Here is a 23,870-nt window from a genome sequence, read left to right on the forward strand (position 1 = left end):
CCGCTGTACCTCTCTGCGCGGCAACAACTGGAACTCCCCAGAATAGCCTCCTCTGGGGGGTTCCAGAACCAACAAATAGGATCGGTGCACGGTGGATAATTTTCGGCGCGGCCAAAATTATCAGCCGGTTGTAAACACAATTTTGAAAAGGAATAGGATGATCTCAGCACTGAACTTCAAATCATTCGACCGTGGTGCCATTCTGGGATTCTTTGACTTGCGGTACCACGGCCTGACCATCAAGGATTGCCGCCTGATGAACACGAACGGCGGCCTATGGATCGCATTCCCACAACGGCAGACCAAACAGGATGGCGAAACAAAATATTTCGACCAAATGTACCTCACTCCACCTGAAACCGATTATGTCCGCCGGATGGTAATCGCTGAGCTTCAGGCACAAGGGCACTTTGACCGACCATCGGGGAAAGGATCGGGGGCCAAACAATCCAATAGCAGGCCATTACATCGAACTCCCGAAGGTGAGGATCTAAGCGAGTATTACACTCCGCCCGGGACGGATGACGACATTCCATTTTAACTGAAACCGCATGAGGAGACCCCATGGCCCTTATTTACAGCCAGCAAGGATTAAAAATTGTAGGCAACAAAGATCCGAAGGTCAGCCCCTACTTAAAAACATGGATCAAGCAGGGCAATACCTGCGTTGTTGGCGTCATCGGCGAAGGCACCACCAAGGAGATCCAGGTCAACTGGAATAGCCCGTTCGAAGAGGACACCATCGGCGGGAAATACAGCAAATTGGGTGGGCTAATCCAACACTTCACCGGACGCACCAGCAAAACCTTGTTGGCGTCAGCCCAAGTCTGGGAAGGGAATCGACCACACCAGTTTAACTTGGTGGTCAAATTTTACGCCCTTGCCGACGCAAAGGCCGAGGTAATGGAACCCCTTCGTTGCCTCGAGAAAATGCTTTCTCCGAACGTTAATGATTCGGTCCCTTGGAGTGGTTGGAGCGAGATTAGCGCCGGCCGGATCCCTCAACCGGTTTGGATCAATATCGGCCGAAACGCACTGTACGGACCATGCCTGATCGTTGGTATGACCCAACCGCTGGACAAGGAAAAGACCAAAGACGGCTACCTGGTGCGCTGTGAAGTCAATTTGCAGGTTGAGACGGCGCGAATGCTAAACCGTAGCGAGATAGATAAGACCTACGGGTAAAACCAACTAAAAGGGGAAATAATCATGGATCAAAATTTACAAGCGGTATTGGACCGATTGGGCCAGATCGAACGTCGTTTAGCGGTTGTCGAACACTGTGCGAACGTTTATCGCCCTGGTCCGCCAGATAAACCCATACGCATAGAGCCCGGCCAGTCGCCCCGGCCGGCCAAACCACCTGCCCCGGAGCCCAGGTTCGTTCCGGCTCCTGATCCGGAAGCCACTGCCCGTTTAGAACGCCGAAGAACAGAATCCAAGGAACGGCTCAGAAAGCTTTGCTCAAATCAGGAACGCAACAGCTTGATTGCTGACGATGTCAAAAACCAAACCGGTAATGGGCTTGTGGTTGTTCTGTCGGAAGATGCAGACCACTGCAAGGTTCTGTGCAATGCCTTTCGCAAAAATAGTAGCTGGCTCGAACGCCGGTCGGTGGCCGTCTTGACCATGGGCACAGAGCCCAAGGAGAGAGACCGCATTGTCGGCCGAGTCGATGCTGGGAAAGTGGACGTGCTTTTCACTGAGAACAACCTATTCAGTGCCGAGGCATTTGATTACCGGCATGTAGCCGTCCTGTTCTTGGCCACACCCCTCAAAATCAGTAGCCAACTGCTCGATAAATTCAGCCGCCTGCTGATGCCATCATCTGGCCAGACACGCCCCCGGCGGATTGTGGGCTACGCAGATTCAAACGTTGAGACTTTGGCGGGTTCTATTCGGGACAGGCAGCGCGATTTTTTTAAAGTCCGACCAAATTTTCGGGTGTCAATCTTAAAGGGGGCCGACTAAATGTCAGAGAGAATCAATTATCAAGATGAGTGTCGCGCCTACCTCAAACTCAAGGCCCAAGGGGAAAAAGTAACCCAAGCCAAATATTGCCAGATGCGGTCGACGGAAATCGATAAAACTGTGTCCCTCGCGTATTTCAAGAAGGTCATGCGGATGGTCAAAGGGAAGTTGCCATCCAGCAGGCAGTCAAAACAAACTGCCGCCGGCCAAAAAGTCACCCCAAAAGACACTTTTGATTGGGAATGCATCAAGGCCGATTTTATGTCGGGGCCATATCGGTCGGTGGCGCAGTTTTGCCGCGGATGCGGGATTGAAGCGACCACAGGGTTCTACAAGAAAGCGAAGGGCTGGAGGAATGATAAAGCCACGGCTGGTCTTATCCCGAAGAAAAACAGGGTAAAAAACCAGACAGTGCACCAAAAGGTCGAAAATGATGGGGACTTGACTGTCCGGATCGTTATCCGCTGCCCTCCAGGCGCCAATATCACCCTGGATGTTCAATCAACAGATCCTGTGCTTGCCGCCGTGGAGGTTCCAGATGGGAAAGCATAAACCTTCCTCCCATCAACCAGCTTGCCCCGGTTCATTGGCCCCGGTTGAGTATGACGGGCAACGGGTGGTCACTTTTGCAATGATCGACGTGGTGCACCAACGGCCGGTAGGAACGGCAGCCCGAAACTTCAATTTTCATCGAAAGAAATTTCATCCAGGAAAACATTATTTTTACCTAAATTATCGAGAACTTAACGAAATTCGTACTTTTAAAAGACCAAGTAGGCAGGGTGCCTTTCTACTGACCGAACGCGGATACCTGCTACTGGTGAAATCATTCACTGACGATCTGGCTTGGAAGGTTCAGGAAAAACTCATTGACGGCTATTTCCGGTCGCGGCTCCTGCAGACACCACCGGAATCAACGATGGCGGATCCGGTAACGGAAATTGACATGATCCTCCAAGCTACAGCTGTTTTAGCCCAGACCGCCAGAGCCTTAAAAATTAAAAGAGAAAGGCTCGGGTAAAATGCCAAAAAAGAGTACCCAGGCTGAATTCAAAATCTTCGAACGCCTATTTAACCAAATTCGGCGTTCAAAAACCGCCAATCGCCGTGAGGCCACCGGGACTCTGACGCCAGCTGCGATGCGTAAGCACCTATCATCCGGGGCACCGCTGTCACTGCTTTACGGCGTCAAGCCAGATGGTACCGCTTTTACTGCGGATGACCTGAAACGGTTCGACAAGCAGGCGCAGCGGGCCCGGAAAGAATTTGGTTTCGGGAAAAAGGGTGTTCGGATTGACCAGCTGATTTCCGCCAGTCGAACCGATGATATCGAGCGAAGCCGCAAACAGATCCGAAACGCCACCTTTTACCGTATTTTCAACTCCAAGTCCGGGGTGTTGCTACATTTCAGGACATCGGCCGGCCCGGACAGCAAGTTCACCCACCACCAGGTTAAAATTCGTCTTGAGGAATGGGGGGACTGGCTCACCTCTACGGTGAAATTCAACAAGGCCGCCAAGAACATCCTGAACGGGCGGATTTCATTCGACTGCGATTGCGGCAGGCACCAGTTCTGGTACCGCTACGTGGCCACTATCGGTGGTTTTGCCGTTTCCCCACTGGAGCACTCCTACCCGAAGATTCGCAACCCGAAGCTGACCGGCGCCTGTTGCAAGCACGTTCTGAAAGTGCTGGCGACCTTGCGCGGGCCGGCTGTGCAGCGCCTGATCATCGCCGAGATGGAAAAAGAGGCGGAGCGGATCGGGTTTGGTGATGACCGATCGACTGCGAACCGGTTCCTCACGAAAAAGGAATTGGCCACGGCCGCCCGGTCGAGTGCTGCCGTGCAGGCCGCCGATAGGAAAAAGGCGGCAAAAGCCTTCCAGGATTACCGGCAGGCCAAGAAGGGTTTTAGAAAGAAAATGGAGGAGCCAAGAACCGTGGACGCATTTAAAAAGCTGGAAAAAGAAAAAGCAGCATCCGACCTGAAGGCCGCCACAATTGAAAAGATTGCCAGACATGAACAGCAAAGGGCAGATAGAGCGGAGCGGGATGCATTGCTGGGCAATTTGCAGGGCCACATGGCATTATCGGTCTACCGGGACAAGATGAGCAAGGCGGAGGCGATCAAGTCTTTTGCCAAGGCCAAAGATATGCCGGTGGCCGACGTGGAGAAGTTGGCTGAAAGCGTCAATATCTAAACATTTACCATCAAAGGAGATATCAAATTGGAATCATACGCGGACAAAATGATCGATGGCGTTAAAGCTATCGAGGTGCTGGACATGCTCACACATTTTATCGAGCACACCCCTGAAAATCCAACCAATGCACAACTGCAGATCGCAATGGGCCTGCTGAAGGGCGGTATTGACGCTGCTGCAGAGATGCTGCGCGATGAAGTTTTGTATGATGCGGATGCGGAAGGGGGAAATCAATGACTGCATCGGTGCTGGATAAAAAAGTGCTCTCCATCCTGTCCATGATCGAGGAAAACACCGCTGGCCTGGCCGAGATGATGAATGCTTTTGACCCCAGACGTGCCCCAGGGAGCCGCCTGCCGGCTCAGACCGCCCCGGTTTATGCTGCAGGCCGCGTTTCTGCCAAAAAGGCGCGCACGGGAGCGTCCGCCATGGCGCCCAGGCCTCGAACCAGCATACCGACCCGGACTGCGACATTAAAACAGCCGACGCCATTGCCGCTGGAATCTGCCCCGGAACCGCCCCAGCCTGCCGAACGCCCGATCGTCCTGAAACGTGAAACGACCAGGCGTGAACCGGCCGTGAGGAAGGCCAGACCCCAGCTGGAAAAGATCCTGACCCAGGGTGGAAATCTGCCGGTCCGGCCGATGCCCGCCCGCGATGCCAAGGGCCGGTTCGTGAAAAAGGCAACTGCATCGAAGGGCGCCCAGGCCAAACATGGAAAGCCGACTGCACCCCGGTCGACCACCGCTGAAAAGGTGGTGGAGGCCCGGGCGAAAAACCAGGACGAATCCAAAGACCGCCGGCTGGGCAAGATGATCACCGGGGCCATCCGAAGCGGGTTCGGCGCGGCCAACTCGGTGATGGGGGGCGGAAGCGGGCAGAATGGCGAAAAAAGCGATATCATCGGGACGGCCGCTGGTGGCCCCATGTGGTCCGCTGTCCGGGAAATGATCGATGCCGTCGACATGACCAAAGACAACCGCTTTGCCAATGCGATTCTGGCCAGACTCGGCAAAAAGAAAGATGCGGTACCAGAAGCGGAAGAGGGAGATGGCCGGCGGGATGAGCACGGCCGGTTCACCGCTAAAACCGTCGGGCCTGCAGGCATCGGCAACCCAGACCATATTGAAATTGCCGAGCAGAACCTGGAAGGCGTTAAAGATATTGAAAGCGCCATTGAAGATTCCGACAGCAACGCGGATCGTCGGAATCGGCAGCTGATCAAGGCAGTGACGGCCTCTGGCACTGGGAGCGGTGGAGCGACTGGCGACGGGGTCCTGGATTGGCTTTTTCCCGACAAAAAAAAGGGGCCGAAGAAAGGCCCGGGCCGGGTGAAGAAGGCTCTTTCAAGCGGCCTTGGCTTCATGAAAAAAGCAGGTGGCAAGGCCATTGGCGGGATAGGATCGCTCCTTGGTTTTGGCAAGAATAGCGCTGGTGCGGCTGCCAAGGCCGGCGGCGGGGTTCTGAAAAGCGTTCTGGGGTTCGGCAAGGGGGCCGGGTCCCTTTTGGGCCTGGGTGGTGCCGGCGCAGCGGCATCCGGGACCACTGCAGCAACCGGCGGCGGGCTCATGGCAACCATTGGCAGCATCCTTGCCCCTGCAGCTGGCGTGCTTGGTGCCGGCGCAGGCGGGTACGGAGTCGGGAAACTGATAAACAGCGGCATCGGTAAGATGACTGGCGGCGGTGAGGGGTGGCTGGGTAATTGGCTTTACGACAAACTTCATCCCAAGGCAGAGGCCCCGGTCCGGTATGCTGTTCCCAAGGCTGAAAAGGTGGCTGAAAAACGGTCGGCAAAAGAGATCCGCCCGACTAAGACCGAGGCCCCAAAGCCCCAGGTGATTATCCAGCAAGTCCCGGCGCCGGCGGTAAAAGAAATCAAGCACCCCGCCACAGTGCGACGTGAAAAAGAGCGGGCCGCCGGCGGATACCATATCCCAACTCAATTTGACGACACTTTGTTGATGCTCATGGCGCTGGATAAAATATGAAAACAGTTACTTTATTGGAGGTCCATCATGGATAAGCTGTCTCAAGCTAACAAATTTTTCAATGACCTGGCCGAAAATCTCAAAGACGGAGAAAATAGTAATAAGGCCTTTAGGCAAACTATCGAAAACCATGTATCCAGTTTTTATCCTGAAGAATTGCCATATATTCAAAGAACATTTGAGCTGCAGGATGAGGACCGACCCGAAACCACTGGCCCGCCGATGATCGATGTGGATTTGGTGAATCTGTTTTGAATCTGCAGCCTGGTGCCCCCTTCTGAAATGGCGATGCCTGCCGGCAACGTCATTTTTGATGGGTGGTGATGAACTTGCCGGTCCGATCATTGGTGGTCAGTAAATTCAGACTGTGAACGCTCGGGACCTGCATGGGGTTTTGGAGGTAAAATCACGATTCAACGGCTGGATATAACGACGGATAACCGAGTATCGGTTTATGGAAGGCATAGATTTTATAGCCTTTAATAGTTCTATTAAAACCACAAAAAACTACATCAACACCAAGGAATACCACCTCCAAGCCGTTCGCGGGGCCTGCCTTCCGGGAATCGTATTTTTTTGAAATTTTCTCCATCGGTACGATTTACTGGTAAATAATTTCCAGGATGGTCGTTTCCGGGATCCCTCGCCACGCCGTTGACTCCATGGCCCCGACCTGGAAACTCTCACCATCCACGTTCATCAGGAACTGGACGGTGCACGCGGCGCCGACCGGCCACCATTGGGTGTTCATGAAATGGGTGATCAGCTGGCCCATGTCGGACTCATCGCCCTTGAAATCGCTGTAATCCCCATTGGCCATGCAGAACCGGTACAGGTCATAGGCGCTATAGTACTCGCCCAGCATCTTTACGGCGGCCTGGTGGGTGGCCTCGGATATCCGCCCGGAGAACTCCACCACGGCCTGCCCCTTGTCCGTCGTGAAATCCTGCCATGCCGGACTGTCGAAGGCCCCGTCAAAGGCCTGGCCGATGGTCGTGGTTTCATTCAGGTTGAGGGTGCTGCCCTTTACCACTTCGGTCGGCGAGTTGCTGAACCATCCGGCATGGGAGATCCCGGATAGGAGCAAGATGGTTGCGATTGTAAGGAAAGGATTACAGTGTTTCATCGTTGTTCCTCCTTCATGTGGGGTTTTCTCAATGGTTCCTCTGCTGAAGTTCAATAAAGAAATCTTCATCCCTTTAAAACTTTATATAAATCATTTAAATCATTATAAATATATATTGACATTCTCGGCAACACATGCAAGTTTTTAGGGGCCATGGCATGATTTTTATCTTACACCAAAAGGAGGATCAACATGCCTACCCAACACTCCGCCCCTACCATAGCCCTGATCGGTTCGGCCGTGCTCGATGCCACCGAAGCACACGAGATGCTCGGAGCCATCATCAACGTCATTGAGAACCGGCCGAAAAGCCCCACTGAAGCCCAACTGCAGGCGATGATGACCATGGTCCATGAGGGCCTCATGGTCACCCGGCAGCGCCTACAAGGGCTCAGCTATGAAAAAGGGTCTGCGTTTTGTGCATTGATTAATGAGTCCTTATCGAAAAAGGAGGCGCCGACCAAAACCCCTGACAAAGATGATGACTCGGAAGATCGTGCTGGCTACCTGGTCACGGCGATGGATCTATACCTGTCGAGGGGCGATCGACCAGCGAAGGCATTGCGAAAGGCCACCTCTGATTACGCTTATGAATATCACCATTCGGCCTGTTTCGGTTAACGCTCATGACCTATCATTCGGCCCCTGGATCCCCGGGGGCCTTCATAACCAACGCTGCTACTTACAGGAAAGCTGACTAAATGAAATGCCTCGCGTGCGGTGGTAATTTGCGGTCCCCAGGGCACGATCGGAAAAACCTCAAGAATAAGCTATTCGTGCTCCGTTTCCGCAAGTGCAATTGTTGCGATGCCGGGTATGAGACCCGGGAAATGTTCGACTGTATTACCGAACAGACCGTTTCCGGACCGATCAGGGTTACCAAGGCCAACCGCTGCCCGCTTTGCGACTCAAAAACCATTGTCCAGTCCACCACCCCCATAAACCGCGGTGAGGTCCTGCGAACCCGCAAGTGTGAAAAATGTGGTACCGAATTTGGTACCATTGAACGAGTCTTTCTGGTTTTGGTGCCGATAGAAGACACTTAAATGAAGGATGGCCGGGACCAAATCCCGGAAACCGAAGATCGTAGAGCCGGAATGGATCGAAGACGGTCTTCCGTGGGGAGTTAACGCTTGTCTGAAATAACAGCGATCCTACCGGATAGGATCGCATATACAGTCACAGGCCGGTTGCTCTGCTCTGCGCTGTAGAATTGGGGGAATCATCTATTTGTTTTTTAAATCCACTCTTAACTTAAAGTCAGGCTGATTGTATGATGAAGGAAACATATTGAAATCCAAGCAAGCTTACAGTATCTGTACAAATAATTGATCTTGGTTATACGATAATAGTTTTTTTTCATCTAATATTGGTAAACTTTTAAATAGCATAGCCTGATAGGGCACCGTATAAAGAAACTATATTGATCTAAAACATGGTGGCCACCCACCTAAAATTGTGATAGCATCGTTTTATGTCTTCTGTCTTCACACCTTTACGATATCCTGGAGGGAAATCTTCTCTGGCGCCCTTGTTATCTGCTGTAATCAAAACTAATGGGTTGGAGGGTAGTGTATACGCTGAGCCATTCGCGGGAGGGGCTGGGGCTGGGATTAAGCTGCTTTATGCGGGGGTCGTATCAAAAATCGCTTTAAATGACGCAGATCCTCGTATTTTAGATTTTTGGCTGGCTGTGATTGGGCAGCCCAATAAATTCTTAGATAGAATTGCCAACACTCCAGTTACAGTTAATGAGTGGTATAAAAAGAAAGCCATCTGGAAAAATCCGAAACAATACAATTTGTTGGAAAGAGGGTTTGCCACTTTTTTTCTCAACCGTGTTAATCGTTCGGGGATTCTGGAAGGCAATCCCATTGGTGGCCTAAATCAAGATGGCCCCTATTTAATAGATGCCCGTTTTAACAGAAAAAATTTGATTAAACGAATAAAACGGATGTCAGAATGGCGATCATTGATTAGTTTTAGTGGATTGGATGCAATTGATTTTCTATCTGCAGTATCAGCTCAGCCAAAACCACCTTTTCTATATTTGGACCCACCTTATGTTGCAAAAGGGCGGTCCCTATATTTAAATGCATACCAACATGAGCATCACGAAAAATTATGCAATTGGTTGAAGTCACAGGATCGATTATCTTGGGTTTTAACATATGACGATCATCCGAGCATACATAAACTTTACTCATGGTGCCGAGTTGAAAGGATGAACATTCGTTATTCTGCCCAAGTCAAACGACAGGCAGTTGAATTATTAATAACCCCCCGTCGACTATATCTTCCGGAAGACAAACCAAAACCATTGCGCTACGCTGCATCTGCTTTCGTTGCAGTGTAAAGTATTTCACTAAATTGTTCCCACCAAACTTTCAACTCACCATACACATTTTCCTTGTTAACTATCCCCAAACCCTCAACTTCAATCGAGTTATTATAAGCTTTTTGCATATACCAAGGCAACCTGCAACGGTGAAATATTATACCATAAAGGACCGTATTATCACAAAGAGCCTCTTTATAAGCTTCAGCCCCTTTTTCTAATTCATCCTCAAACAAGCAGAAAGGAACAAACATTGCTCTTATTGGTTTCAAAACTGGTGGCTTTTTATACCATCTCCGCCGGAATTGTTCTATCTTATCGCTGCTTAATGGTTTGATTGACCAATCTTTTCCGCTTGCAACCTGCCCCCATAGCGTTAATGCCCAGCCCGGTCCATCGCAATGGGGCAACCAAGCAAAGACATCAAGCTCATCGTCCTTGGCATGTTTTGCGGGTGCTGGAGGAAAGTCCTGGACAACTCCCTCTCCCCCCATTTCCAGTTCCACCAATCTCAAGGCATCAAGAAGATTTGTATGGTCAGGGCGCGGCCAACCAAATGCATAAACACGGCCTCCTAAATAACCCGCTGCCGCTAAATTTGCACAAGCCTGAAAAAGATTTCGCTCTTGGTAAGAAATGTCAGGAAGCGATCCATCAACAACTATTTCAGTTGATTTAATACTAATGCGCAGACTTAAATTGTAGGAAAGCATTCCAGGGTTTAACGCCTCCTTTTGTTCTATAAAAGTCCCGCCTCTAATAATTTTAAATGGGTATGCTTCTTTTAATGTCTCATCACGGCGTTCAAATTCCCTGCAAACTCTTCCAAGAACTTGCTCTTTTTCAACATCTTCAGTCTCATCTCCTATGTAAGCGTCTTCGGATATATCCATCGCATCCAGCAGTTTTTCAACAGGACATTCTTTGTATTCAGTAGTGAGGGTATATAACTCTAACCAATCAGCCAAACGTGTCGCAGGCAAATCAAGTTGGGGCGGTATTAACATTTAGTCAATCCTCATCAATTTCTATATTGTCCTGCTTCATTTTCATGTTTGCCGTCAACTGCTTTGTGATCCTGCTCAAATCAATGGCAGTCTCATAAAGAGATTTTCCGCCAGCGTATGAATATACATTTCCCAGCGCCTGTTTGGCAGACGATTCTGCCCGATAAAGGGCTTTTTCAAATATTTGTTCTGCTGGAGTCAGTTCAGCATGCGACAAATATAGATCATTGCTACGCTCAAGCATTGACGTTGCCTTCTGGTCGGCCAAGACTTCCGCCAAATTTTTTACATCCGGATTTTGTGATGAAACAACCGGTTTAATTTTATCCTTTGAACTACCATACAACCAAATCAGCAGTTTTTTTAACTCTGGAAGTTTCTCCTGAGAGATAAGAGCACCATCAATGTCTGTTCTTGAGAAACTTGGATTGAGCCCCAAGTATTCTCGTATCTGGTTACGCGTGAGTGCAACGTATAAATGTGAAAAAGCGAATTGACGAGTAGGATAGCGATCATCAATCGTAAACAGACCATTTTCCTCAGCCTGCTCAAGGACAATCCAGCCATGGAGCATTTTTTTTACAGTAGCAAAAGAGTCACCAATGAAGCTAGAAATTTCTTCAACCGATTTTCCTTCTCGATACCATTCTGATGCATATTTTGCCTTCGCCAACGAGTCCCATTTGTGTGGCCCATTTATGTGCTTAAAACCAATAAAAGCACGGGCTTCACTCTCAGCAGCCACACGGTACACAAGCACTTCATTTAATTGTTCATCCAGATTTATAGAAATTTCAGGAATCGTTATGCGGCATTTTTTGGCAAGATCTTTATTTTTTAGAAGCTTAATTGCTGCAAGGCGCCTGTTCCCCTCCAAAACTAAATATGGTGCTTTCTCTCCAATTACAATCATTGGCTCAATCATGATGTATCCGTTTGAAGCAATTGACAACAATAGCTCATCAATATCTGCCACATTTTTAAGCGCCATGATGACGTCAAAATCCGACGCACCTTTTTTTAAACCGAATTGCGCGGTAAGCCTTGGGTTATCCGTATCAAACCGCAAAAGATCAGGTGAAGTCGAAACGGCTGTACGCAGTGGTAAATCCATTTTTTTCTCCAATCGACGAATAATGGTATTGACCTTTGCCAGTATTACTGAATAATGGGAGCAACGTAGTTGGAATTAGAAATAGCAAGTATCTAATTAGCCGTCAACATTACAATTTAGGCGGATAGCTACTAAACCTGGTTTAAAAATGTATTTGAAGTCCAATCCCGCCTGGTTTCAAACCAACTGCCATATCACACCAGCCCTTAAGACACTGATCGAATTTGCTTACACTGCGCTTACACGGGGCAAAAAATGACAAAAGGGGTTACAGATTGGATTCTGTAACCCCTTGATATTCTTTTGGCTGAGGGACAAGGATTCGAACCTTGATTGGCGGAGTCAGAGTCCGCTGTCCTACCATTAGACGATCCCCCAACAGAGGTAGGAGCCCCGTTTACACAATAGCGGCCGGCGAGTCAAGTCTAAATTGCCGTCGCAAGCGGGCAAAACAGGGCGTCTCACTACAGAGGGTATAAAAATTCACAATACACAAGCACCAAATTCCCAATATTCAAATGACAAACAGGAGCAGTTCGGCACGGGTTTGGGATTTCAATATTAACATTTTGAATTTGTTTGTGATTTGATCATTGGAATTTGAGATTTATCCCCTATGCACCCATGGTTTCAATATACGCCACGGCCCTTTTCAAACGATCCAGCACCCGCTCCTTGCCCAACACCTCGATCACTTCGAAAATGCCGGGGCTGACCGTTGTCCCGGTCAGGGCCACCCGCACCGGCTGGGCAATCTTCCCGAAACCCAGCCCCGTTTCATCCATCACGCGCTTGAAGGCGCCCTCCTGGGTCTTTTCCGCCAGGTCCGCCAGTGCATCCAGTTCGCGGGCCAGCAGGGAAAGCACGCCGGCCGCCGCCGGCTTGAGGAACTTTTTAGCCGCCTTGGGATCATATGGCCGGACGTCGGCCAGATAGTAGAAACGGGCGCCGTCGGCCATTTCTGCCAGGGTTTTACTGCGGGCGTGCAGGCTGCCGATGACACCGGCCAGGTAATCGTCATCCGCCGCGTCATACCCCTTCTCAGCCAGAAAGGGCAGCACCCGGGGGGCGAGCTGGCCGACCGATGCCGCCCGGATATGGTCGGCATTGAGGGCCGTGAGCTTGTCCGGGTCGAACACGCTGGCGGAACGACCGATATGCTCGAGGTTGAATTTGTCCACCAGTTCCTGCCGGGTAAAAAACTCCTGGTCGCCATGCGACCACCCCAGGCGGGCCAGGTAGTTGATGAAGGCATCGGGCAGATACCCCATATCCCGGTATGCCGTCACCGACATGGCGCCGTGGCGCTTGCTCAGGCGCGTCTTGTCCTTGCCCAGCACCATGGGAACATGGCCGAACACGGGCAGCGGGGATTTCAATGCCCGGTATAGCAGGATCTGCTTGGGCGTGTTCATCACGTGATCGTCACCGCGGATCACCGTGTTGATCCCCATGGTGATGTCATCCACCACCACCACAAAATTGTAGGTGGGCGTTCCGTCGCTGCGGCAGATCACGAAATCATCCTGTTCGCTGTTCTGGAAAACGATGTCGCCCTTGATCACATCTTCCACCACCGTGGTGCCGGAGAGCGGGGATTTGAAGCGAATCACGGCATTGTCCGAACGGGGCAGGCCGCGTTCCCGGCACCGGCCGTCATATTTGGGTTTGCCGCCCTCGGCCTTGGCCTTCCGGCGCATGGCCTCCACCTCCTCCGGGGTGCAGGTACAATAGTAGGCATCGCCCGAATCCAGCAGCCGCTGGAGGTATTCCCGATATACGTCAAACCGCTGGGTCTGGTAGTAGGGTCCCTCGTCCCAGTCCAGTTCCAGCCAGTCCATGGCTTCAAAAATAGCATCGACGGATGCCTGGGTGGACCGCACCGTATCGGTGTCTTCGATTCGAAGGACAAATTTTCCATTATGCTTCCGGGCGTAGAGCCAGTTGAACAACGCCGTGCGCGCACCGCCCACATGCAGGTATCCCGTGGGGCTCGGCGGGAATCGGGTAATGACGGTTTCCATTTCACCTACCTTATGGTTAACGTATTTGTGTTTATCATGAAGAAGCAGTTGGGGCCGCCCGCTTTGCATGACTGAGGTTTCCGTTGCCGGATGGCCGATCAGCGTCCAATGGCAATGCTTTACAGTCTTTGACGGCAAGTCAAACGAAGCTATTCCATTCGCCCGGAGAAATGACCCATATAGTAATTTTACTAGTCATTCTCAGATCATGGGCGGTGGCCCCGTTTTCATGCCTCCCGGAGGATGGCTGCCATCCCGGCCACCTCGCCGGCCGGCAATCGGACCGCCATTTGGCAACCGCTGCGATTCAAATTTAACCAGCCGAAATCACATATAATGACGGCACACCCGGAAATTGCTCACCCATTTCCGGCCACCTCATTATCACATCCCGACAGGTGGAACAAGGGTGCATCATAAAAGATTTTCAGGAAAAGCCTTGACATTCTTCAGCATTTTAATTACTAGAGGCGCTACCCAATGCGAAGCGGGTAGATTCTGGATAATTTATCAATATTTCAGTATGTTAGGAGATTACTAATGGCGGTACCAAAGCACAAGACATCCAAGTCAAAACGGGACAAACGACGAACCCACAAAAAAATCGACGCACCGGAAGTGGGAACCTGCCCGGAATGCGGCGAAGCCAAACTTCCCCACCATGCCTGCCCCGAATGCGGTGAATACAAGGGCAAGAGCGTGATTGCCACTGACGACGACTGAACCCCATAGGAAAAACCAATGATGAGCGATACCGGAGCCCATCGCCCGCAAGGTGGATTGGACGAAGAGACCCGGCAGATGGTGGTCGACACCGTTCGCCAGCTGGCCAAGCGCCTGCTTACCAAAAAAGCCGTCCTGGAATGGGACCGTGAAGAAATTTTTCCCGAGGCTGCCGTCAGGGAAATGCTGAGCCCGGAAATCGGTCTCCAGCTGCTGTTCATCCCCGAGGAGTACGGTGGCATGGGCGGTGGCGCCATGGACTGCTGCGTGGTCACCCGGGAGATGTGCAAAATCTGCCTGGGTGTGGGAACGGCATTTTTTGCCATTCAGCTGGGCTCGGATCCGATCATGGTCGGAGGCACCGAGGCCCAGAAGGAAAAATGGCTGGGCGCTGTCGCCGAGGGGAACAGCCTGGTGGCCTACGCCGTGACCGAAGCGGAAGCCGGCAGCAACCTGGCATCTCTCAAAACCAAGGCGGAACCGGTCCTGGACGATTCCGGAACCCTCACCGGCTACCGGATCAACGGGTCCAAACAGTTCATCTCCACCGGCGGCTACGCCGACTTCGTGACCGTGCTGGCACAGGCCCCCGAAGGCCCCACTTTTTTTGTGGTCGAAAAGGGAACCGAGGGATTCGAGCAGCACAAGGGAGAGGAGAAGCATGGCATCAGAGCCTCCAACACCTCCCCCCTGACGTTTTCCGATGTGTTCGTTCCCCTGGAGAATATGATCGGCGACGCACCCGGCAAGGGGCTCAAGCAATCCAACCAGGTGTTTGGCTACACCCGCCTGATGGTGGCGGCCATGGCCCTGGGGGCCGGAGAAGCGGCATTGAATGAGATCGCCGTTCCCTATGCCCACGAACGGGTGCAGTTCGGCGGCCCCCTCGCCGAGAAAAAAGGATACACCAATAAACTGATCGTTCCCCACTGGGTCAACCTGAAGGCCGCCGCCGCTTACATCGAAGCCACCGCCCGGCGGTTGGACAGCGAAAACGAAGACCTTCAGGTAGAGGGGTCCATCGCCAAGCTCTTTACCTCAGAAGCGGCCAACCGGGCGGCGGACGACGCCATGCAGGCCCTGGGCGGCTATGGCTACATCACCGAATTCGGTGTGGAAAAAATCAAGCGGGATGTAAAAATCACCTGCATCTACGAAGGCACCAGTGAAATCCAGCAGAGCATCATTTCCACGTTCCGCTGGAAGAAGACCCGAAAAACCAAGGGCGCCTATTACGAAGAAATGGCCCGGAACCTGGATGCACTGACCGAAACCGGCCTTCAGGCCGGCTGCCGGACGGTCGCCGCCTGTGCCCGGGCGTTGAACCGCGTGATCAACTTTGCCCATGAAAACCGCCTCACCCGCCACCAGCAGGTCATGTTTGCCCTGGCCGACATGATGGCCCATGTGGAAGTGGCGGACAGCATGACCCGGCAGGCGGTCAACGAAGCGGATAAAACCGCCCTGGCCACGGCCCGGGTGTTCGCCAACACCTGCGCCCGACTGGTGTCAGAGAAGGCCCGGACGATTGTCCTGGGGACCGGTGCCATCGAAGCCGGTGTTGCCGATGATATCCTGACGACCCTGGAACTGCAGGTACTGGAAGGCAGCTACCGCGGCCTGATCGACGATATGGATCACATCGCCGACCGGATTTTCGGGAGGGCGTCATGACCGACACATTCGAACGAATCGTTGTGGTAACCGGCGGATCACGCGGCATCGGACGGGCCATCTGTGCCGCCCTGAGTGCACCGGGAACCGCTGTCTTTTTTAATTACAACACGGACCTGGATGCGGCCGAAACCACTGCCGGGGAGATCGCGGCAGCCGGCGGCAGCGCCCATTTTCACCAGGTGGACGTGGCTTCGGAAACCGCAGTGGCCGACTACCTGGGCACAGTTTTGAAAAAGGCCGGCCGGATCGACGTGCTGGTCAACAACGCCGGCATCACCCGCGACGGCCTGCTGGTGAGAATGAAGGCCGCCGACTGGGACGCCGTCATGGACGTCAACCTGAAAGGAACGTTTAACTGCATGAAGGTGGCCGCCAAAGCCATGATGAAGCAGCGCTACGGGCGGATCATCAACATCTCTTCGGTCGTCGGCGTCTCCGGCAATCCGGGCCAGGCCAACTACGTCGCCGCCAAAGCGGGCATTATCGGCCTGACCAAGGCTGTGGCCCGTGAGCTGGCCAGTCGCAACATTACCGTAAACGCCGTGGCACCCGGTTATATCGACACCGATATGACCGGCGACCTCAACGACAAAGCCAAGGCGGCCATGATCGACCAGATCCCCATGGGACGGATCGGCACCCCGGAAGACATAGCCGGCGTCGTCGCTTTTCTGGCCTCCGCATCAGCGGACTACATCACCGGCCAGACCATCCATGTTAGCGGGGGCATGTACATGTAAAAAAGATTGGGGGATTGAGGAATTCAGGAACAGGGAATGGGTGAATAGACCGTTCGTCATGACAAATCATCAAGCCCTGAGCCTTTACTTTCTCAATCCCTGAATACCCGAATCCCTTAATTCTGTTTAATTTTTGAAAGGAGAACATCATGTCTGTAGAAGATAAAGTCAAAAAAATCATCGCCGAAAAACTCAGTGTGGACATCGCCGAAGTGGTTCCGGAGGCCTCTTTTGTCGACGACCTGGGTGCTGACAGCCTCGACCTGGTAGAACTGATCATGTCCATGGAAGAGGAGTTCGACGTCGACATTTCCGATGAAGATGCGGAAAAACTGGTTTCTGTCAAAGACGCCTTCGACTATATCAAGGAACACTGATCTGACGATAGGTCTGATTTCTAATTTTGAATGGATGAATCCTGCCTTTTTGAAAAGGGCAGAATATATTCATTCAAATTTCAGAATTAACCATTCATAATTATTATTGAACCGGAAGGGGAAAATCTTTGGAAAGACGGGTAGTCATTACCGGATTGGGACTCGTAACACCGCTGGGTGTCGGCGTCGATGAAACCTGGTCGGGCCTTTGTGAAGGCCGGTCCGGCATTGGTGAGATCACGGGTTTCGACACCTCTGCGTTTTCCACCAAAATCGCGGCGGAAGTAAAAGGTTTCAAGGCTGAGGATTTCCTTCCCAAGAAAGAGGCCCGACGCACCGAAAAATTCATTGCCTTTGCCGTGGCCGCAGCCCGGATGGCCGTTGAAAACGCCCGCCTGACGATCGACGAAACCAATGGCCCCCGCGTAGGCGTGATCACCGGCTGCGGACTGGGCGGACTGCACAGCCTGGAGTTGACCGCCCACACCGTCCAGGAAAAAGGCCCCAAACGCGTCAGCCCCTTTTTCATCCCCATGCTCATCGGAAACATGGCCCCGGGAATGATCTCCATTCATCTGGGGGCCAAAGGGCCCAATATCTCCGTGGCCACGGCCTGCGCCGCCGGTGCCCATGCCATCGGCGATGCCTACCACACCATCCTGCGGGGGCAGGCGGACGCCATGATCACCGGCGGGGTGGAATCGGTGATTACGCCCACCTGCATTGCCGGCTTCAACGCCATGAAAGCCCTCTCCACCCGCAATGACGATCCGCAACAGGCGTCACGGCCCTTTGACCGCGACCGTGACGGGTTCGTGGTCGGCGAAGGTGCCGGCATGCTGATTCTCGAAGATCTGGAACACGCACTGGAGCGGGGTGCAACCATCCTGGCGGAAATGGCCGGCTACGGACAAAGTGGAGACGGTTACCACATGACCTCGCCATCGCCGGACGGCGATGGCATGATCCGGTGCATGCAGGCCGCCATCGACAGCGCGGGCATCACCTGTGAGGCCATCGACTACATCAATGCCCACGGCACATCCACGCCGTTGAACGATCTGTACGAATCCCGGGCAATCAAAAAGGTCTTTGGCGAATCCGCCTCCCAGGTGCCCGTTTCTTCGACCAAATCCATGACCGGCCATCTGCTGGGCGGTGCCGGCGGCATCGAAACCTCGTCTACGGTGCTGGCCCTGAAAAACGGGATCATCCCGCCCACCATCAACCTGGAAAATCCAGCCGACGAATGCGATCTGGATTACGTCCCCAAGGTGGCCCGAAAAGCCGACCTCACCTACGCCATGTCCAACTCGTTCGGCTTCGGCGGCACCAACGCCAGCCTCGTGGTGAAGCGCTACGCTCCCTGATCGGGAAACCTTTCTTGCGGGCCGGTCCAAACGCGAATGACCACCTGCCCCGGGCGGGGTCGAAAAAAGTGCATCGCGGCATATCCGGCACCCAATCACGGCTGGCGAAGGAAGGCCCCGCTGCCCGATGTCATCCCGACGAAGGCACCGCGTACCTTCCTTAGGCATTCACCGGTTTCATGCCCGACGTTGGGCCCGGGTTGTCATGAACGTCCCGCACGACCCTTTGCGCCCTCTCTCCTCAACCCTAACCCGCCTGAACACTTCCGTTTTTTTTCTTGCGGTGATTGATGGTTATGGATATGTAAACAGGTCAGACCATTTATCGACCACGATTTTACCTTCGAAAGGAAATCCTGCCATGACCGAAACACCCGGCCCACGGCAAATCATCATCGGTTGCGACCATGCAGCCTATCGACTCAAGGAAACACTGAAAGCAGCGATGGAGGCTCAGGGCATCGCCGTCATCGATGTCGGCACCCACAGCGACGCATCCATGGATTATCCCGATACCGGGAAAACCGTGGCCGAAAAGATATCCTCGGGCGAGGTTGAGCGGGGCATTCTCATCTGCGGAACGGGACTGGGCATGTCCATGGTGGCCAACAAATACCCCCATGTACGCGCAGCCCTGTGCAACGATCTTTTCTCGGCGGCCATGAGTCGACGGCACAACGACGCCAACATCCTGGTCATGGGGGGGCGGGTCATCGGCGACATCCTGGCACTGGAGATCCTGAGGACCTGGCTGGAAACCCCCTTCGAGGGAGGGCGGCATCAACGCCGCCTGGACATGTTTGACACCGTATAGAAAGTGAGAAAAACCGTTGAATAACGACTGGATCAGCGCGACCGACCCTGAAATAGCACGGGTCATCGAAGATGAAACGGCGCGTCAGCAGTCCCACCTGGAGCTGATCGCATCCGAAAATATCGCCAGCCGGGCAGTCATGGCGGCCCAGGGCAGCATCCTGACCAACAAATACGCCGAAGGCTACCCCGAAAAACGCTACTATGGTGGTTGTGAGTTCGTCGACCGGGCCGAACAGCTGGCCATCGACCGGGCGCTGGCCCTGTTCGGCGCCGACAGTGCCAACGTGCAGCCCCACTCGGGCTCCCAGGCCAACATGGCGGCCTATTTTGCATTGCTGGAACCGGGCGACACCGTGCTGGGAATGGATCTGGCCCACGGCGGCCACCTGACGCACGGCGCCAGGGTCAGCTTTTCCGGCCGGCTTTTTCATTTTGTCCACTACGGCGTTGACCGGGAAACGGAAACCATCGACTACGACGAGGTGGCGCGTCTGGCCAGAAAGCACCGCCCCCGGATGATCGTCGCCGGCGCCAGTGCCTACCCCCGCTTTTTCGATTTCAAGGCCCTGGCGGACATCGCCCGTGCCATCGATGCCCTGCTGATGGTGGACATGGCCCACATCGCCGGCCTGGTGGCCGCCGGCATGCACCCGTCCCCGATCCCACACAGCGACGTGGTCACCTCCACCACCCACAAGACCTTGAGGGGCCCCCGGGGAGGCTTGATCCTGGCCCGGAAGGCCTGCGGCAAAAAAATTAACAGCCAGGTATTCCCCGGCATCCAGGGCGGCCCGCTGATGCACATCATCGCCGCCAAGGCCGTGGCTTTCAAGGAAGCTCTGGGAGCCCCATTCAAGCGGTACCAGAAAGACATTGTCGCCAACGCGGCCGCCCTGGCCGATGCCCTCCAAGAAAAGGGCCTGGACCTCGTGTCCGGCGGCACGGACAACCACCTGATTCTGATCAACCTCAGCCGCAGCGGCCTGGACGTCACCGGAAAAGAAGCAGAGGCCGCCCTGGGACGCGCCGGAATTACCGTCAACAAAAATGCCATCCCCTTTGAAACCCGAAGCCCCCATGTGACCAGCGGTATTCGCATTGGCACCCCCTATGTCACCAGCCGGGGAATGTCGGCCGATCAGATGAAGGCCATCGCGGGCCTCATGGCTGAGATCCTCAAGGACCCCGACAACCGGGTGCTGCTGAAAAAAACAAGGTCGCAGGTACAGGCGCTGTGCGATGCATTCCCCCTGTATCCGCCGGCGGACGACGACGGACGTTAAAGGAGATCACTCATGCAAGCAGCCCACTCCGGCAAGCGATCCGGCTACCTCTCCTGGGACGACTATTTCATGGCCGTGGCCCTGCTTTCGGCCCAGCGCAGCAAGGACCCCAGCACCCAGGTCGGCGCCTGCATCGTCAACAGCCAGAAACGCATCGTCGGGGTGGGATACAACGGGTTCCCCACCGGATGCTCCGACGACACCCTGCCCTGGAGTCGCGAGGGAGATTTTATAGACACCAAATATCCCTACGTCTGCCACGCGGAACTGAATGCCGTTTTAAACAGCGTGCCCGGCAACCTCACCGGTTGTGCCATCTATACGGCCCTGTTTCCCTGTAATGAGTGTGCCAAGGTGATTATCCAGGCGGGAATCCGCGAGGTGGTCTATCTGTCTGACAAGTATGCCGGCACCGATTCCGTCCGCGCCTCAAGGCACATGTTTGAGCAGGCCGGAGTTGCCTGTCGCCAGTTGGAGCCGGCCAATCCGGTCGTGACGATTCGTTTGTCGGAAAATGGATAATGGTCGATTCGTTTCCCTGCCAGTCGGTTCAAAAACGTTACGCAGCCAGCGGAAGGAGATTTCATGAAATGTCCATATTGCGGAGAGCTTGACAACAAGGTCATCGATTCACGGGTCAGCAAGGACGGCAGCGTAATCCGGCGCCGGCGGGAATGCCTCGGATGCACCCGGCGCTTCACGACTTACGAGCACATTGAAGAAATTCCAATCATGATCATCAAGAAGGATGGCCGTCGCGAAGTCTTCAGTCGCGAAAAGGTGGGGTCGGGTATCCGCAAAGCCTGCCAGAAACTGGACATCAGTATGAATCTCATCGAGGAATTTATCGACGACCTGGAGCGGGACCTTCGTGAGATCGGCGAAAAGGAAATCCCTTCCCACGATATCGGCGAGCGCGTCATGGTCAAACTGCACGAACTCAACGACATCGCCTACGTCCGCTTCGCCTCGGTATACCGCGAGTTCAAGGATGTAAACGACTTTGTATCCGAACTCAAACGGCTGCTGAGCCACCCGGCCAAGTAATGCGTTGCCAAGGGCAGAAGGGGTCACGGTTTCAAGAGGCCGAGGGAAAGCATACGGGATTTCATGGAATAAATAGTCTGCCTGAAATTAGGTAATCTCTCTTAAGACACCTTAAGGAGTGCCGCTAAACGGCCACTTGACTCCTTGAACCCTCGAATCCTGGAATCCTTTTCAATTGTTTTATCTGAGGAAGCATTCTACGATCCTGAATTAATGATCATGAGCGATTACGAATTTATGAAACAGGCCCTGGCCCTGGCCGAAAAAGGGGTGGGCCGGACCTCTCCCAATCCCATGGTCGGCGCAGTGGTGGTCCGGCACGGACAGGTCGTGGGCCGGGGTTATCATCAACGGGCGGGCGGGCCCCATGCCGAGGTCCACGCCATCGATGATGCCGGCAGCCAGGCCCGGGGAGCGACCCTTTACGTCACCCTGGAACCATGTAACCATTTTGGCCGCACACCGCCGTGCACCCGAAAAATTATCGATGCCGGAATCCGGCGGGTGGTGGTGGCCATGACCGACCCCAACCCCGGCGTCGCGGGGGGCGGCAACGCGGCCCTGCAGGCGCAGGGCATCGCCGTGACCACCGGCGTTTGCGAAAAGGAGGCCCGAACGCTCAACGAGGGGTTTATCACCTGGGCCACCACCGGCAAACCATTTGTCATCGCAAAATGCGCGGCGACCCTCGACGGGCGAATCGCCACACGCACCGGTGACTCCCGCTGGGTGACCGGTCCGGCGTCGCGTCAGTTCGTTCATCGGATCCGTCACGCGGTCGATGGCATCATGGTGGGCGTGGAAACGGTTAAAAAAGACGACCCCAGCCTGACCACCCGGCTTGACGGCCAAGCCGGTTCAGACCCGACGCGCATCATTCTGGACACCCATCTGTCGATGCCTGCGACTGCAAAAATGATCGCTCAGGCGTCCGATGCCCCCACCTGGGTGATCTGCGGGCCGGATGCGCCGGCGGATCGCCGTCACGCGCTGGAAGTTTCCGGTTCACGGGTAATCGAGGTGCCGCTGGAAGGCGGCCTCATCGACCTGCCGGCGCTGATGGAACGGCTGGGCGCCATGGACATCACCAGCCTGCTGATCGAGGGAGGCGCCTCGGTTCTCGGTTCAGCCTTTGCCGCCGGAATCGTGGACAAGGTCTGTTTCTTTTACGCGCCAAAGATACTGGGCGGTGACGACGGGGTTCCCATCTGCCGGGGAGCGGGCCCGGAGCGCATGCAGGAAAGCCTTCCCATCCACGATCTGGACGTGTTCCGATTCGATGCGGATGTGATGCTTCAGGGTTATCTTAAACCCCGCTGATCCATTGACAACAACCGTTTACACATTATTTTTACCAACATGTTCACAGGAATCATTGAAGGGCTAGGCACCGTTACCGCCATCCATCCATCCGGCCAGGGAAGCCGGCTGTCAATCACCTCGGATTTCGATCTCACGGGAACCCGCATCGGCGACAGCATCGCCGTCAACGGCGCCTGCCTGACCGCCGTCATCCTCGAAGGAAGCCGGTTTACCGTGGATGTCTCCCCGGAGACCCTGAAACGCAGTGTTCTGGGCGGAATCAGAATCGGCGAGCGCGTCAACCTGGAGCGTGCCCTGCGACTGTCGGACCGGCTGGACGGCCACCTCGTTTCCGGCCACGTGGATGGCACGGGCACCCTGCGGGAGAGAAAAACCCTGGCCAATGCCATCGTCATCACCTACCGGGTATCCGAGAGCCTGTCTCGGTACATGATCGAAAAAGGGTCCGTCGCCGTCGACGGCACCAGCTTGACGGTCAACCGCTGCGACAGCACGTCATTCGAAGTCAGCATCATTCCCCACACGGCCGGCCTCACCACGATCGGTCTCAAGAAGGTGGGAGATCCGGTCAACATCGAAACCGACATGATCGGCAAGTACGTGGAACGTTTTGTCCTCAACCCCGGACGGCCGGGAAGCGAGGCCGATACATCCCACGGTGGCATAGACAGGGCTTTGCTGGCCAAATCCGGATTTATCTGATAAGGACCCCCAGGCACGACGCGGCAATGGGCCGTTTTGT

Annotated in this window: 26 protein-coding genes and 1 tRNA gene; 22 read left to right on the plus strand and 5 right to left on the minus strand. The window is 54.1% G+C overall.

Features of this window, described 5'->3' with window-relative positions; translation table 11 throughout:
* Nucleotides 1-157 precede the first annotated feature (157 nt).
* The 9 genes from DSCA_RS14865 (at nucleotide 158) to DSCA_RS14905 (ending at nucleotide 6,418) form a co-directional block, all read left to right on the plus strand.
* Nucleotides 158-541, plus strand: a complete 384-nt coding sequence (locus DSCA_RS14865) for a hypothetical protein (RefSeq protein WP_155317170.1) — start codon at nucleotides 158-160, stop codon at nucleotides 539-541.
* 23 nt (nucleotides 542-564) lie between these two features.
* Nucleotides 565-1,185, plus strand: coding sequence for a hypothetical protein (locus DSCA_RS14870; protein ID WP_155317171.1), 621 nt, complete (start codon nucleotides 565-567; stop codon nucleotides 1,183-1,185).
* 24 nt (nucleotides 1,186-1,209) lie between these two features.
* Nucleotides 1,210-1,971, plus strand: coding sequence for a hypothetical protein (locus DSCA_RS14875; RefSeq protein ID WP_155317172.1), 762 nt, complete (start codon nucleotides 1,210-1,212; stop codon nucleotides 1,969-1,971).
* Nucleotides 1,972-2,523: a hypothetical protein gene (locus DSCA_RS14880; RefSeq protein ID WP_155317173.1), complete on the plus strand. Its 552-nt coding sequence runs from the start codon at nucleotides 1,972-1,974 to the stop codon at nucleotides 2,521-2,523. It abuts the gene before it with no gap.
* Nucleotides 2,510-2,992, plus strand: coding sequence for an ORF6N domain-containing protein (locus DSCA_RS14885; protein ID WP_155317174.1), 483 nt, complete (start codon nucleotides 2,510-2,512; stop codon nucleotides 2,990-2,992). Before DSCA_RS14880 ends, DSCA_RS14885 begins: the two co-directional genes overlap by 14 nt.
* 118 nt (nucleotides 2,993-3,110) lie before the next feature.
* The gene (locus DSCA_RS14890; RefSeq protein ID WP_155317175.1) at nucleotides 3,111-4,172 is read left to right on the plus strand and encodes a hypothetical protein; all 1,062 of its coding nucleotides are present in this window, start codon (nucleotides 3,111-3,113) and stop codon (nucleotides 4,170-4,172) included.
* A gap of 27 nt (nucleotides 4,173-4,199) precedes the next feature.
* The gene (locus tag DSCA_RS14895; protein WP_155317176.1) at nucleotides 4,200-4,412 is read left to right on the plus strand and encodes a hypothetical protein; all 213 of its coding nucleotides are present in this window, start codon (nucleotides 4,200-4,202) and stop codon (nucleotides 4,410-4,412) included.
* Nucleotides 4,409-6,163 (plus strand): hypothetical protein, encoded by a 1,755-nt coding sequence (locus DSCA_RS14900; protein WP_155317177.1) that lies wholly within the window; start codon nucleotides 4,409-4,411, stop codon nucleotides 6,161-6,163. Before DSCA_RS14895 ends, DSCA_RS14900 begins: the two co-directional genes overlap by 4 nt.
* A gap of 27 nt (nucleotides 6,164-6,190) precedes the next feature.
* The gene (locus DSCA_RS14905; protein ID WP_155317178.1) at nucleotides 6,191-6,418 is read left to right on the plus strand and encodes a hypothetical protein; all 228 of its coding nucleotides are present in this window, start codon (nucleotides 6,191-6,193) and stop codon (nucleotides 6,416-6,418) included.
* A 346-nt stretch (nucleotides 6,419-6,764) separates the two neighbouring features.
* On the opposite strand, the gene DSCA_RS14920 is transcribed toward DSCA_RS14905, so the two are convergent.
* Nucleotides 6,765-7,289 carry a hypothetical protein gene (locus DSCA_RS14920; protein ID WP_155317180.1) on the minus strand — a complete coding sequence of 175 codons (525 nt, stop codon included), beginning with the start codon at nucleotides 7,287-7,289 and terminating at the stop codon, nucleotides 6,765-6,767.
* Between the two features lie 192 nt (nucleotides 7,290-7,481).
* Here DSCA_RS14920 and DSCA_RS14925 point away from each other — a divergent pair, with 192 nt between their 5' ends.
* Complete coding sequence (locus tag DSCA_RS14925) at nucleotides 7,482-7,910, plus strand: hypothetical protein (protein ID WP_155317181.1); 429 nt, start codon at nucleotides 7,482-7,484, stop codon at nucleotides 7,908-7,910.
* An 853-nt stretch (nucleotides 7,911-8,763) separates the two neighbouring features.
* Nucleotides 8,764-9,645: a DNA adenine methylase gene (locus DSCA_RS14930; protein ID WP_155317182.1), complete on the plus strand. Its 882-nt coding sequence runs from the start codon at nucleotides 8,764-8,766 to the stop codon at nucleotides 9,643-9,645.
* Here DSCA_RS14930 and DSCA_RS14935 read toward each other — a convergent pair.
* The 4 genes from DSCA_RS14935 to gltX all read right to left on the minus strand — a co-directional run bounded on the left by DSCA_RS14935 (nucleotide 9,615) and on the right by gltX (nucleotide 13,772).
* Nucleotides 9,615-10,634: a hypothetical protein gene (locus tag DSCA_RS14935; protein WP_155317183.1), complete on the minus strand. Its 1,020-nt coding sequence runs from the start codon at nucleotides 10,632-10,634 to the stop codon at nucleotides 9,615-9,617. The two genes, DSCA_RS14930 and DSCA_RS14935, sit on opposite strands and share 31 nt — an antisense overlap.
* 4 nt (nucleotides 10,635-10,638) lie before the next feature.
* On the minus strand, nucleotides 10,639-11,748 hold the full coding sequence (locus DSCA_RS14940) for a ParB N-terminal domain-containing protein (RefSeq protein WP_155317184.1): 1,110 nt from the start codon (nucleotides 11,746-11,748) through the stop codon (nucleotides 10,639-10,641).
* Between the two features lie 304 nt (nucleotides 11,749-12,052).
* Nucleotides 12,053-12,126, minus strand: a tRNA-Gln gene (locus tag DSCA_RS14945).
* A gap of 236 nt (nucleotides 12,127-12,362) precedes the next feature.
* Nucleotides 12,363-13,772 (minus strand): glutamate--tRNA ligase, encoded by a 1,410-nt coding sequence (gltX, locus tag DSCA_RS14950; RefSeq protein ID WP_155317185.1) that lies wholly within the window; start codon nucleotides 13,770-13,772, stop codon nucleotides 12,363-12,365.
* A gap of 540 nt (nucleotides 13,773-14,312) precedes the next feature.
* On the opposite strand from gltX, the gene rpmF reads away from it, so the two are divergent.
* The 11 genes from rpmF (at nucleotide 14,313) to DSCA_RS15005 (ending at nucleotide 23,830) form a co-directional block, all read left to right on the plus strand.
* Entirely contained in the window at nucleotides 14,313-14,495 is a 183-nt protein-coding gene (gene rpmF, locus DSCA_RS14955) for a 50S ribosomal protein L32 (protein WP_155317186.1), read from the plus strand.
* A gap of 18 nt (nucleotides 14,496-14,513) precedes the next feature.
* Nucleotides 14,514-16,169 carry an acyl-CoA dehydrogenase family protein gene (locus DSCA_RS14960; protein ID WP_155317187.1) on the plus strand — a complete coding sequence of 552 codons (1,656 nt, stop codon included), beginning with the start codon at nucleotides 14,514-14,516 and terminating at the stop codon, nucleotides 16,167-16,169.
* On the plus strand, nucleotides 16,166-16,912 hold the full coding sequence (gene fabG / locus DSCA_RS14965) for a 3-oxoacyl-[acyl-carrier-protein] reductase (RefSeq protein WP_155317188.1): 747 nt from the start codon (nucleotides 16,166-16,168) through the stop codon (nucleotides 16,910-16,912). Before DSCA_RS14960 ends, fabG begins: the two co-directional genes overlap by 4 nt.
* 149 nt (nucleotides 16,913-17,061) lie before the next feature.
* Nucleotides 17,062-17,289, plus strand: coding sequence for an acyl carrier protein (acpP, locus tag DSCA_RS14970; protein ID WP_269434663.1), 228 nt, complete (start codon nucleotides 17,062-17,064; stop codon nucleotides 17,287-17,289).
* Between the two features lie 128 nt (nucleotides 17,290-17,417).
* The gene (gene fabF / locus DSCA_RS14975) at nucleotides 17,418-18,659 is read left to right on the plus strand and encodes a beta-ketoacyl-ACP synthase II (RefSeq protein ID WP_155317190.1); all 1,242 of its coding nucleotides are present in this window, start codon (nucleotides 17,418-17,420) and stop codon (nucleotides 18,657-18,659) included.
* A gap of 361 nt (nucleotides 18,660-19,020) precedes the next feature.
* The gene (rpiB, locus tag DSCA_RS14980; protein WP_155317191.1) at nucleotides 19,021-19,473 is read left to right on the plus strand and encodes a ribose 5-phosphate isomerase B; all 453 of its coding nucleotides are present in this window, start codon (nucleotides 19,021-19,023) and stop codon (nucleotides 19,471-19,473) included.
* A gap of 16 nt (nucleotides 19,474-19,489) precedes the next feature.
* Nucleotides 19,490-20,758, plus strand: coding sequence for a serine hydroxymethyltransferase (gene glyA / locus DSCA_RS14985; protein ID WP_155317192.1), 1,269 nt, complete (start codon nucleotides 19,490-19,492; stop codon nucleotides 20,756-20,758).
* 12 nt (nucleotides 20,759-20,770) lie between these two features.
* Nucleotides 20,771-21,280 carry a deoxycytidylate deaminase gene (locus DSCA_RS14990; RefSeq protein ID WP_155317193.1) on the plus strand — a complete coding sequence of 170 codons (510 nt, stop codon included), beginning with the start codon at nucleotides 20,771-20,773 and terminating at the stop codon, nucleotides 21,278-21,280.
* 63 nt (nucleotides 21,281-21,343) lie between these two features.
* A complete protein-coding gene (gene nrdR, locus DSCA_RS14995) occupies nucleotides 21,344-21,805 on the plus strand; it encodes a transcriptional regulator NrdR (RefSeq protein ID WP_155317194.1) in 462 nt (153 codons plus the stop codon).
* A 219-nt stretch (nucleotides 21,806-22,024) separates the two neighbouring features.
* Nucleotides 22,025-23,125: a bifunctional diaminohydroxyphosphoribosylaminopyrimidine deaminase/5-amino-6-(5-phosphoribosylamino)uracil reductase RibD gene (gene ribD, locus DSCA_RS15000; protein WP_155317195.1), complete on the plus strand. Its 1,101-nt coding sequence runs from the start codon at nucleotides 22,025-22,027 to the stop codon at nucleotides 23,123-23,125.
* Nucleotides 23,126-23,164: 39 nt separating this feature from the next.
* On the plus strand, nucleotides 23,165-23,830 hold the full coding sequence (locus tag DSCA_RS15005; RefSeq protein WP_155317196.1) for a riboflavin synthase: 666 nt from the start codon (nucleotides 23,165-23,167) through the stop codon (nucleotides 23,828-23,830).
* Nucleotides 23,831-23,870: the final 40 nt, after the last annotated feature.

The organism is Desulfosarcina alkanivorans (genome assembly GCF_009688945.1).
GTDB lineage: Bacteria > Desulfobacterota > Desulfobacteria > Desulfobacterales > Desulfosarcinaceae > Desulfosarcina > Desulfosarcina alkanivorans.